Annotated in this window: 11 protein-coding genes; 10 read left to right on the top strand and 1 reads right to left on the bottom strand. The window is 50.0% G+C overall.

Features of this window, described 5'->3' with window-relative positions:
• The first annotated feature begins 160 nt into the window (after positions 1-160).
• The 10 genes from Q0X25_RS05280 (at position 161) to Q0X25_RS05235 (ending at position 9,658) form a co-directional block, all read left to right on the top strand.
• A complete protein-coding gene (locus tag Q0X25_RS05280; RefSeq protein WP_021735806.1) occupies positions 161-844 on the top strand; it encodes a transaldolase family protein in 684 nt (227 codons plus the stop codon).
• 40 nt (positions 845-884) lie between these two features.
• Positions 885-1,715: a transketolase gene (locus Q0X25_RS05275; RefSeq protein WP_298579571.1), complete on the top strand. Its 831-nt coding sequence runs from the start codon at positions 885-887 to the stop codon at positions 1,713-1,715.
• Entirely contained in the window at positions 1,712-2,653 is a 942-nt protein-coding gene (locus Q0X25_RS05270; RefSeq protein ID WP_298579568.1) for a transketolase family protein, read from the top strand. The genes Q0X25_RS05275 and Q0X25_RS05270 overlap by 4 nt, the downstream gene beginning before the upstream one ends.
• A gap of 578 nt (positions 2,654-3,231) precedes the next feature.
• Complete coding sequence (gene ftsE, locus Q0X25_RS05265) at positions 3,232-4,335, top strand: cell division ATP-binding protein FtsE (protein ID WP_298579565.1); 1,104 nt, start codon at positions 3,232-3,234, stop codon at positions 4,333-4,335.
• Positions 4,328-5,260 (top strand): ABC transporter permease, encoded by a 933-nt coding sequence (locus Q0X25_RS05260; RefSeq protein WP_298579562.1) that lies wholly within the window; start codon positions 4,328-4,330, stop codon positions 5,258-5,260. The genes ftsE and Q0X25_RS05260 overlap by 8 nt, the downstream gene beginning before the upstream one ends.
• A 51-nt stretch (positions 5,261-5,311) precedes the next feature.
• The gene (gene rnr / locus Q0X25_RS05255; protein ID WP_298579560.1) at positions 5,312-7,339 is read left to right on the top strand and encodes a ribonuclease R; all 2,028 of its coding nucleotides are present in this window, start codon (positions 5,312-5,314) and stop codon (positions 7,337-7,339) included.
• Positions 7,340-7,391: 52 nt separating this feature from the next.
• Positions 7,392-8,237: a hypothetical protein gene (locus tag Q0X25_RS05250; RefSeq protein ID WP_298579557.1), complete on the top strand. Its 846-nt coding sequence runs from the start codon at positions 7,392-7,394 to the stop codon at positions 8,235-8,237.
• Positions 8,238-8,241: 4 nt separating this feature from the next.
• On the top strand, positions 8,242-8,724 hold the full coding sequence (gene smpB, locus Q0X25_RS05245) for an SsrA-binding protein SmpB (RefSeq protein ID WP_298579555.1): 483 nt from the start codon (positions 8,242-8,244) through the stop codon (positions 8,722-8,724).
• A 96-nt stretch (positions 8,725-8,820) separates the two neighbouring features.
• The gene (locus tag Q0X25_RS05240) at positions 8,821-8,961 is read left to right on the top strand and encodes a rubredoxin-like domain-containing protein (RefSeq protein WP_021735716.1); all 141 of its coding nucleotides are present in this window, start codon (positions 8,821-8,823) and stop codon (positions 8,959-8,961) included.
• A gap of 103 nt (positions 8,962-9,064) precedes the next feature.
• Positions 9,065-9,658, top strand: a complete 594-nt coding sequence (locus tag Q0X25_RS05235) for a TMEM175 family protein (RefSeq protein WP_298579549.1) — start codon at positions 9,065-9,067, stop codon at positions 9,656-9,658.
• Positions 9,659-10,230: 572 nt separating this feature from the next.
• On the opposite strand, the gene Q0X25_RS05230 is transcribed toward Q0X25_RS05235, so the two are convergent.
• Entirely contained in the window at positions 10,231-10,743 is a 513-nt protein-coding gene (locus Q0X25_RS05230) for a helix-turn-helix domain-containing protein (RefSeq protein WP_298579546.1), read from the bottom strand.
• Positions 10,744-10,920: the final 177 nt, after the last annotated feature.

Below are 10,920 nucleotides of genomic sequence, written 5' to 3'. Positions count from 1 at the left end.
ACCTGCGATAAATGAGCCAGGTGACCTGCGATAAATGAGCCAGGTGACCTGCGATAAAGAAACTATTGTGGGGCTTTGTAATCATCGCCAGAAACGCAGGCGTTGGTAGTACATTTTGTTTAGCTTTGTTTATGCAAGATTTCTGTGAAAGGGGACCACAATGAAGTTTTTCATCGATACCGCAGACCTAGACGAGATCCGCGAGGCGGAAAGCTGGGGGGTCCTGTCTGGTGTTACCACCAACCCAAGTCTGTATGCCAAGACTGGTGGCAAGCTTGCTGATTTTAACGATCACATGGTCAAAATTTGTGAGATTTGCAAGGGTCTGCCTGTTTCGGCAGAGTCTCAGGCAAAGACCACAGAGGACATGATTCGCGAGGGTCGCGAGCTTTCTGCTTTGGCTCCCAACATTGTAGTTAAGCTCCCCATCTGCGAGGAGTCTCTCCCTGCAACTCACGTGCTGGCCGCTGAAGGCGTTCGCATCAACATGACATTGGTATTCTCACCCACACAGGCCCTGCTTGCTGCTGCTGCTGGCGCTCGCTACATTTCGCCTTTTGTTGGCCGTTTTGATGATATTGCTGAGGATGGTATCGAGCAGTTGGCCAACGTGGTACAGGTGCTCAACAACTACGATTGGTCTGGCAAAAACGTCGACAATCAAGTTGAGATCATCACCGCTTCTGTCCGTACCCCCAACCACATCACCCAGGCAGCTCTTCTTGGTGCCGACATTGCTACAGTGCCCTTTGGTGCCTTGAAGAAGGCTATCAAGCATCCTTTGACCGATCAGGGTCGTGCGAGTTTTGACAAGGATTGGCAGAAGGTTTTGGATGCCCAGTAGAATTTGTACGCGCTTCTCTTACGAAGGGATGTGCACTGATATGGACAATATCGAACTCAAGAGACATGCAAACGAGATTCGAAAAGGCATCCTGACAGGCGTTCATGCCGCAAAATCAGGCCATCCCGGCGGATCTCTGTCTGCGACCGAGATTTTCACATACCTCTACTTTGAAGAAATGCATGTTGACCCAGCAAATCCTACAGATCCCAAGCGTGATCGCTTGGTGCTGTCCAAAGGTCATTGTGCACCAGGCCTCTACGCTACGTTGGCAGAAAAAGGCTTTTTCCCCAAGGATTGGCTGTTGACACTGCGCCATGTTGACTCTCGCCTACAAGGTCATCCCAATATGAATGACACGCCAGGTATTGATATGTCAACAGGTTCGCTGGGGCAAGGCATCTCTGTTGCGGTAGGCATGGCTCTGTCTGCTCAGATGTTTGGCGATACCAATCGCGTGTATGCGCTGTTGGGGGACGGCGAGATTGAGGAAGGTCAGGTGTGGGAGGCTGCAATGCTTGCAGGTAACCACAAGCTTGATAACCTCTGCGTTATTGTTGATAACAACAATCTGCAGATAGATGGGCCTATCACTGAGGTCAACCCACCCTATCCTATTGATGAGAAATTCCGTGCATTCAACTTCCATGTAATTAATGTTGCTGATGGTAGTGACTTTGATCAGCTGCGAGCTGCCTTTGCTGAGGCTCGTGAGACTCAGGGTATGCCTACCGCAATTATTTGCAAGACTGTCAAGGGCAAAGGCGTTTCCTTTATGGAAGACCAAGTGGGCTGGCATGGCAAGGCTCCCAGTGATGAACAGTATGCCGAAGCTATGGCTGAGCTGACGAAGGCAGGTGAGGAACTGTGAGCGATGTACAAAAAATTGCTACCCGCGCAAGTTACGGTGCAGCTCTCGTAGAGCTTGGCAACAAACATGATGACCTTGTAGTTCTTGATGCTGACCTTGCGGCAGCCACTCAGACAGGAAAGTTCAAGGCAGCGCATCCCGAGCGTTTTATAAATGTGGGTATTGCTGAGACTAACCTCATTGGCGTTGCCGCGGGTATTGCGACAACGGGGCGCGTGCCTTTTGCAAGCACTTTTGCAATGTTTGCAGCTGGGCGTGCTTTTGAGCAGATTCGCAACTCTGTGGGCTACCCTCATCTCAACGTAAAAATTGGTGCCACGCATGCAGGTATTTCTGTTGGCGAAGACGGTGCCTCTCATCAATGTAATGAGGATATTGCCCTCATGCGTACCATCCCTGGAATGACCGTTGTATGCCCCGCCGATGATGTTGAGGCGCGTGCCTTGGTTAAGGCTGCTTACGAGTTTGTGGGTCCTATGTATATGCGCTTTGGGCGCCTTGCTGCTCCTGTGATTCACGATGAGGCGACGTATAAGTTCGAATTAGGTCGCGGAATTATCGAGCGCAAAGGCACAGACGTTACTATTGTGGCAACTGGACTGATGGTAGGCGAAGCTTTACAGGCGGCAGAGGAACTTGCCCAAGCCGGTATTGATGCTGAGGTTATTAATATTCACACTATCAAGCCGCTTGATGAGGAGCTCATCGTTTCTTCTGCAAACAAAACAGGCAAAGTTGTTACGGTAGAAGAGCATTCTATTATTGGTGGTTTGGGTAGTGCGGTATGCGATGCTTTAGCAGAGAAGCACCCTGTACCTGTCCGTAAAATTGGCATGAACGATACCTTTGGTGAGTCTGGTCCTGCTGTGGAACTGCTTGTCAAATATGGTATGAGTGCCCAGAATATCGTTTCCCAAGTTACTGATTTTCTGAAGTAGCTTTGTATCAAAGGTGATACGACAATCTCCTTCGCATATGACGTGCGGAGGAGATTTTTTTGTTGCGCTATGTCTGGGTGCCTCGCAACATATCAACGTATCTTTTGCAAAGCATTGCTCATAAACAAGCTAATTGCTAAGGATTGGCGTCACAAACATAAGGATTGGCGCCACAAAACAAGATATGGCGCACAAAACCAGATATGCGCCACAAAACCAGATAGATGGTTCAAGCTTCGAAGGCGCATTTCTTAGATGGTTCATTCTTCGCAGTCAGGTGCCGTAAAAGACCAGGTAATTTTTTCTCGGAGTCCGAAACTCGAACCATCTAGGGAGGAAGAGGCCGAAGAATGAATCATCTAGGGAGGAAGTGTGCCCACAAAACTGTCTAAGAAACTTTCCGGGAAATAGAGGAGGGCAAAGACGAGCAAAAAGGACCCTTGCGATGCTGCATAATGCAGAACTACAAAAGAGCTATGTCGCATCCATATGGACAGATTGCTGCTTGCATGAATTACATGCATTTTTGGTACTATATATCAGTCTGTCCATGTCGCGAACAAAACAAAGGAGATCTCGTGGCTCAACACTTTCGCAGCTCAGAGCGACAGGGGATGACGGACCGAGATGTGACAGTAAACGACGAGAAGGCCGTGGCTGAAGTCGCGGATCAGACTCTCGTTGAACAGGTCACACCAGCCCCTGAGGCCGCTCCCATAATGGATTCTGTTGCTATTACTGATACTGATGCCTTTGCAAGCACGGTGTCTGATGAAGAGGTGTCGGCAGCATTCGATTCTCTCTCATCTGTATCGTCTCTTGCAGCAGGGTCTGAAACTCCTGCCTATGATATGCCTGAGACTACTTCGGCAGCAGCTCCTGTAGCAGCTCCTCAAGTACCCGTTATCTCGGCTGTCGATACTCCTGCTGCACCTGCTTATAGCGATGCTTTCGTAGATTCGCCAGCGGTGCCTAGGAATGGCACGCCTACCATCTCGATGCGTGGCGTAACAGTGGTCTACCCTGCACAGCCTAATAAACCCGCACTCGAAGATGTGAGTGTGGATATCTATCCTGGTGAGTTTGTCTTTATTGTTGGACATTCGGGCTCAGGTAAATCCACCTTTATCCGCCTTTTAACTCGTGAGCTTCGCGCTAGCCAGGGGCAGGTTTTGGTTGCAGGCCAAGACCTTACCAAGATGCGCAACAGTAAGGTGCCCTACCTGCGTCGCCAGCTGGGTTGTGTCTTTCAGGACTTTAAACTGCTGCCTGACAAGACTACCTACGAAAATGTTGCTTTTGCTCTTGAGTGCATTGGCAAGCCCAAGTCTGTCATTAAAGCCCAGGTGCCTGAGGTGCTCCGACTCGTGGGCCTCGGCGAAAAGATGGACAATTATCCCGACCAGCTTTCTGGTGGCGAGCAGCAGCGTGTGGCCGTCGCCCGAGCTATGGTTAATCGTCCACCGCTTTTGGTGTGCGATGAGCCCACAGGTAATCTTGACCCCGCAATTTCGCTGGGCATCATGAAATTGCTTGACCGTATTAACCGTGCTGGCACCACTGTCGTAATGGCCACTCATGACCGCGAGATGGTTGACTCCATGCGCAAGCGCGTTATCACGCTTGAGGCAGGCCATGTCGTCCGCGACCAGGAGAGGGGAGGCTACGGTTACTATGTCTAACTTCGGCTACTCCATGCGTGAAGCGGTTAAACATTTCCGCCGCAATTTTGGTACCTGTTTAGGCGCCACTATTACTATCTTTTTATCCCTTTTTGTTATCGGTGCTTTTGTGTTGGGCAGCGCCCTTCTCACCAGTCTCGTTGGCAGCGTTGAAGATCGCGTGACCATTCAGGCCTTCCTGTCTGATGATGCTGTCAACAAAAACCTTGATGAGGTCAAAGCCCTACAAGCAAAGATTGAGGGCTGGAAAGATGTTGAGCCTCCTGTTGTCTACAAAGACAAGGAGACCGCACTCAAAGAGTATCGTGAGACCATGAGCAATCGCAACGCTGAAGAAGCGGTTGCCGCCTTAGATGGCATTAATCCTGTACCTGCATCGCTCGTTATCAAGTTGGATGACCCTGAGAAGGTCAAGCAGGTCGCAGATCAGTTGGCGGCTGATCCTGATTTTGCCAAGCTCTGTGATGATGCCAAGGATCCTTCTGCTTCTGTCCTGTATGGTCGTGAGACAGTTGAGCGCCTCTTTAGCGTAACGCGTTATATTCGCATAGCAACGATTGCACTGGTTGTTTTGCTTACCTTTGTTGCCTTTGTCTTTATTAATAACACCATTCGCTTGGCTATCTCAGCACGTCGTCGTGAGATTGGTATTGAGCGTTTGGTTGGCGCTTCTAATAGTTTTATCCGTGGGCCTTTTGTTGCCGAAGCAGCGTTGGAAGCTTGTCTAGGCGCCACCTTTGCCATTATTGCTTTGCACTATGGCAAGGCAGCCCTGCTCCCGCGCCTGTCTGCAGCCATGTCCTTCCTATCTTTCAAGATTGCACCAAGGATAGTGCTGGGCACTTATGGAGCGCTGTTGATTATGGGCGTACTGCTTGGCCTGCTGGGTTCTGCAATTGCTATGAGGCGCTATCTTAGGGTTTAGTAGTCGGTTGTGATGTGTTGTTGAGCATCACATAGTTCAGAAGAGGGGCATATGTCCCGCAAGAGAATTCATAAAGGCCATCGCCGTAACTCCGGCGGTGGCCTTCACCGTCCTCATCAAGCGATTCAGGGGACATTGCATGTGCAACGCAAAGGCGTTGCTACCGTGGATACTGCCGAGGGAAGTTTTGGTGTTGCTCGTGGCGGTATTCACGAAGCGATGGATGGAGATGAGGTTCACGTACTGTTAGTGCAGCGCGGCAGACACGAGCGTCTAGCGGTGGTTTGCGATGTTATTACGCGTGCCCACAGTGAGTTTGTAGGCCTTTATGAGCTGGCAGATCCATTAGGAGTGATAACTCCTTTGGATGGCCGTCTGGCACGGGATTTTTTTGTATTACCAGAAGATAGTTCTGCTCGGCGTCTAGGCGTTAAGCCAGGAGATGTAGTGCGTGCACGCATTTTGGAATATCCTAGCCGCCGTTCGGCAGGCGTGGTGACGATTGACGAACGTCTCGGCACGAGTTCAGAACTCGATTTGGATATTGAGGCATTGATTGCTTCTTATGGCTTGCCAGGACCTTTTTCTGAAGCAGTGCTTCGTGAGGCTCAGGCCTTGAGCTTTGATGTAGAAAAGCTTTTGGCAGAGGATGTGTCGCGGTGCGATTTGCGGCATTTACTTACGGTGACGATTGACCCTAGCGATGCCCGTGACTTTGATGATGCTGTTGGCGCCCGCACGTTGGCTGATGGCGGTTTTGAGCTTGATGTGCATATTGCTGATGTGAGTCATTTTGTCCCGTGGGGATCTTCAATTGACCTTGAAGCGCGAAGTCGTACGTGCTCGACGTATTTGGTTGATCGCGTCATTCCCATGTTGCCCGAAAAACTCTGCAATGACTTGTGTTCGCTGATGCCTGAGACTGACCGCCTTAGTATGAGTGTGTTGATGCAGCTCAACGCCCGGGGTGAGACCATATCTTGCAAGGCAATACCTGCCGTTATCCATTCGTCAGCACGTTTGGATTACGACCGAGTTGATCAATTGTTGGCAGGAGAGGTTACGGCAACAGACCTAGCTTGTGCAGAAAAGTTACAGCAGCCCGTGTCAGAAATGCTGCATACACTCAACCAAATTGCGACGCTCAGACGCAAGATGCGTCAATGTCGTGGTTCGATTGACTTTGAGACAAGCGAATCTAAGGTTTTGCTTGATAAGGCGGGACATGCGATGGGCGTTAAAGTGCGCCGGCGTACTGCTGCAACAAGTCTTATTGAGGAAGCCATGCTTGCAGCTAATGAGGCTGTGGCACAAATGCTTGTACAAGCCCAGATTCCTGCGGCATTTCGCGTACATGAGGCACCAACGAGTGAGGATCTCAAGGCGACATTGCCAGTCTTGCGCGAACTAGGGGTGCTCAACGCGGAGGATGAGCCTGCGCTGGTGGCGGGTAGCCCACACGCTATTCAGGCAGTACTTGACGCTGCGAGAGATCAGCCTTCGGCTCCGCTTGTGTCGGCTCTACTTTTGCGCGCTCAAAAAAGAGCAGTCTATAGGGCAGAAAATCTCGGCCACTATGCATTAGGTGCGGATGCATATTGTCATTTTACTTCGCCTATTAGGCGCTATCCCGACTTAGTGGTGCATCGAGCACTCAAGGCTTTGCTTGCTAAGCAAAGAGAAAGTAAGGAGCAGCACCAAATTGCCCAGGCACTGCCCCAAATTTGCCGGAACTGCTCTGACCGCGAGCGTATCGCAGATACCGCAGGAAAAATGTCACAAAAGATAAAGATAGCAGAGTACTATTCCGACCACATAGGCGAAGCCTTCTCAGGAGTCATTATGGGCGTTGAGCGCTATGGACTCTTTGTGACGCTTGACGATACCTTGGCGGAAGGCCTGTTGCCTGTGCGAGCGCTAGGGGCAGAATGGCATCTTTTTGATGATGCGCACATGACACTGCGAGGAGAGGCAAGCGGTCGTGTGTGGCGTGTGGGACAACGCGTGGCCGTGCGCGTTGTGCACACCAATTCTGCTTGTGGGCAGATTGATTTTGCCTTGGCAAGTGATACCCGCTGAAACACTGCGAGCCCAGTCGGGTAGACTGTCCTCACATGATGAGAGGAACAAGATGAATGCACCTACTACATTAGAAGAAGAACTTCTGCGAGCGGAAGGTCTGCTTGTCCAAGGTGAGACTGAGGCTGCTCACACGCTGTTGGTACGCATGGCTGAAGATGCGGAAGGCTATGTTGATGCAAATTGTGTGACAACCGATGAGCTGCAATGGTTTAGCTTTCCGTCGCTGTTTGAGCGCTTGGCGTATCGTCGTGTTGAAGAGGATCCGCGCGAATTGCGCGATGTGGGTGAGCCACTGGAGCGCCTGTATGGTGACTTGGGACTTGCTGAGGTGCATCTAGGTGATTACGAAGCGGCGATGCGCGCGCTCACTCAGGCGGTGCGATGGAACCCTATGGGTTGTGAGCACAGGCTTAATCTTGCAGATTTATACCGTATAGCAGGGAATATGCAGGAGTATTTGGCGCTGACATATTCGGTATTTGAACGCGCCTCTAATGTGCAACATCTTTGCCGTGCGTTTTTGAATTTTGCAAATTGGTTTGCCGAGACGGATAAGCCCCAGGCTGCAGCAGCCGCACTAAGGGTGGCACGTCGCTTGGATGCACAGGATGGCTCACTTGCCGCAGCGTTGGAACAAGCGCAGGGCACTGATCGCGATCCTGATAGCCTCAGTGATGCTGAGGCGCGCAAGCTTTTGAGCGAAGAGGGGTTGCCCGATGGTGCAAATGCAGAGATTGCTATTTGCTTGCTGATGTGTGCAACAGATGTGGCGGATGCCGGCCAGCGTGGGCTTGCAACGCAGTTGACTCTGCGTGCTCGCGACTTGGTGGGTGAAGATGCGGCGATGGCCTTACTGCAGCTTATCCGTGCGGATAATACAGCGGATGAGGTTTAGCAGTATGGCCCAAAAGACAAACAAGCGTAATATAAAACTTATCTCGCGCAATCGTTCTGCTCGACATGAGTATGAGATTGAAGAAACCTGGGAAGCAGGTATTGAGCTTACGGGCACCGAAGTGCGCAGTCTGAGAGAGCGCGCTTGTCAGATTTCAGACTCCTACTGTATTGTCCGCAATGGGCAGCTGTGGTTGGTGGGCGTGCATATCCACCCCTTTTCACATGGCACGGTATGGAATGTTGACCCCGATCGACGCAGGCGCCTGCTTATGCACAAGCGTCAGATAAATTATCTTGATGAAAAGCTGCGTATTCGCGGTATGGCTATTGTGCCGTTGCAGCTTTATTTTGACGAGCACAACCGCGTAAAACTCCAAATTGGTCTTGCTCGTGGCAAAAAGCTCTATGACAAGCGTCATGATTTGGCCCAGCGCCAGTCCGAGCGCGAGATGCAGCGCGCACTGAAGGAACGTAGTCGGTATTAGAGAATGAAAACATTTTCGGCCTGTGTCTAAAATTGTTTATACGTGGTATCCTACCTGCAAGCGCAAGGTGCGCCAACCGTCAAGAGAGGAGCCGTTATGGCTGACGAGAAGACCTACACGTTCCGCTGCACTGTTTGTGGCTATGAAGTTACCGTCGACACCCCCGAGCTGCCTGATGACTATGTCTGCCCTGTCTGCGGCGTCGGTGCTGATATGTTCGAGCTGGTTGAGGATTAGTACTTCTTACAATGTGTACGGCTGAGGCGGCCCCGCGGGGTCGCCTTTTTAATACGGGTGCTTATTAATACGGGTGGTTATGAGTTTGACGGCGGTGTGACGTATGACAACAGATAGACTTGAAGCTTTTTCTGATGGCTGTATTGCAATTTTTATTACGATTACCCTGCTGACATTTCAACTGCCAGAAGGAGATACGTATGCCAATCTCTTGGTACAAGCACCTGCTTTTTTCTGTTATGCAATAAGCTTTATCGTGACTGGTATCTATTGGGGCAACCACCATCATCTGATTCATACCATTGAACAAGTTTCTGAAAAAATCATGTGGGCAAATATGGCATGGCTTTTTGCGCTGAGCCTCGTGAGCTTTGCGACGGGCTGGGTGGCACTTTATATGCTTGCCCCACATACAGTATCATTTTTTGGTGTCATTTTGCTGGCATGCAATCGGACCTATGTGTATCTTGAACACTGTGTAGTTGAGTGCGAACGTGAAGAGGCAAAGCAGCGCGGTGCACGGTATAGCCTTGACGACAGGCTAGGCGAACGCATCAAGGAGCGCATAGCGATGTGTCTCTATGCAAGCGGTGCTGTGATAGCGTTTTGGCTGCCTTGGGTTGCCGTGCTCTTTTACTTTGTGGTCAACGTTATCTGGTTTGTACCCGATCGTCGCATTGTCCACATTATGGAATAAACTTTTGCAGCGCTTTGATGTGCGCTTGATAAGAGCGCTTTGTATATAAACGTGACGACGACTTCCTTTTTCCTATGGGTGGTTCAGTAGGCACTCTTTTACCCGTAAGCGGTTCACCATGCTCCTATACGGCAATCATGATTCTCTTTTTTAGTTGGCTTACATTGCAGCTGATGCTACAATGTAAGACGGACGGCACCTACTGCAATAGGTCTAAGCCGTCTCCGATTACAGTTTTTCAGACTGAAGAGAACGGCCGTTCCTAGCTTCTAGGGGCGGCGTTTTCTTTGGGCAATCACATAGCCGCATTTCCACTTTTTGCTTCATCACGCCATTCGGCTTTAAGCCGCGATGCCGGTGGGTGTCTTGTGGTTGGCGCTTAGTCCTTGAGCGCCAGGACGGCAGCGAACGCATCGACCTTAAGCCAAGGAACGATAACGAGCGCTAATACTCTTTTATTAGTGACGACAATCAACCGCAGCAAAATTGAGCGCAACTAAGAATACTTTGGCAGGTGTATAAGCAATCGAGCCTGATCTAACTGCTCATAGCTCTTATCTTCAGCAGGCTTGCTAATAACTCTTTTTTTCTATGAGGATTATCCCGATACCTGCGCCAGCCATAACAATGGGGGCAAGTCTGACAAAAGCCCATTCAAAGCCATGGATAATGGTTCCTATCACAGCGGTCTCAGGATTGCTATAGTCCCATTCCAAATACGATCCGTCTATTCCTAATAGAGCTGCAAAGATGATGAAAATTGCAACGCACAGTAGAATCAGAAACCAGCGAAGCCGCTTTCTCCTAGCCTCTTTCTGTTGCGCTAGTTGAAAGTTAATGACCTCAAGCTTTTCTGATATGACCTTTAGTTCATCAGTTTCAGTTGCCGTTACGTTCTCGCCAAGCAGCGTGCTTGTGGGGACTTCGAATACATCTGATATGGAAATAAGCATTTCAGAATCAGGGACCGACAGGCCTCGTTCCCATTTTGAAACCGTTTGCCGCACCACGTTCAGCTTGATAGCAAGGTCATCCTGCGAAAGCCCCTTAGATTTTCTCAGCGCTTTGATATTTTCGTTTAGCATTATTAAAAACTTCCTTTCGTAATCCGATATATTAAAAAACCTCCTTCCGTACTCACGATAGACGCTCTTTGCGTTGCTGCAAGCAACGCAAATTAACATGTCATATTGCCTTGCTTATATATCAATCAGCAAAGATGGTTCGTTCTTCGAGTTTTCACAAATTCTGACCTGCGGTTT

Origin of the sequence: uncultured Olegusella sp., from assembly GCF_947253395.1 — a bacterium.
GTDB lineage: Bacteria > Actinomycetota > Coriobacteriia > Coriobacteriales > Atopobiaceae > Olegusella.
This window is presented reverse-complemented; position numbering and strand designations above follow the sequence as displayed.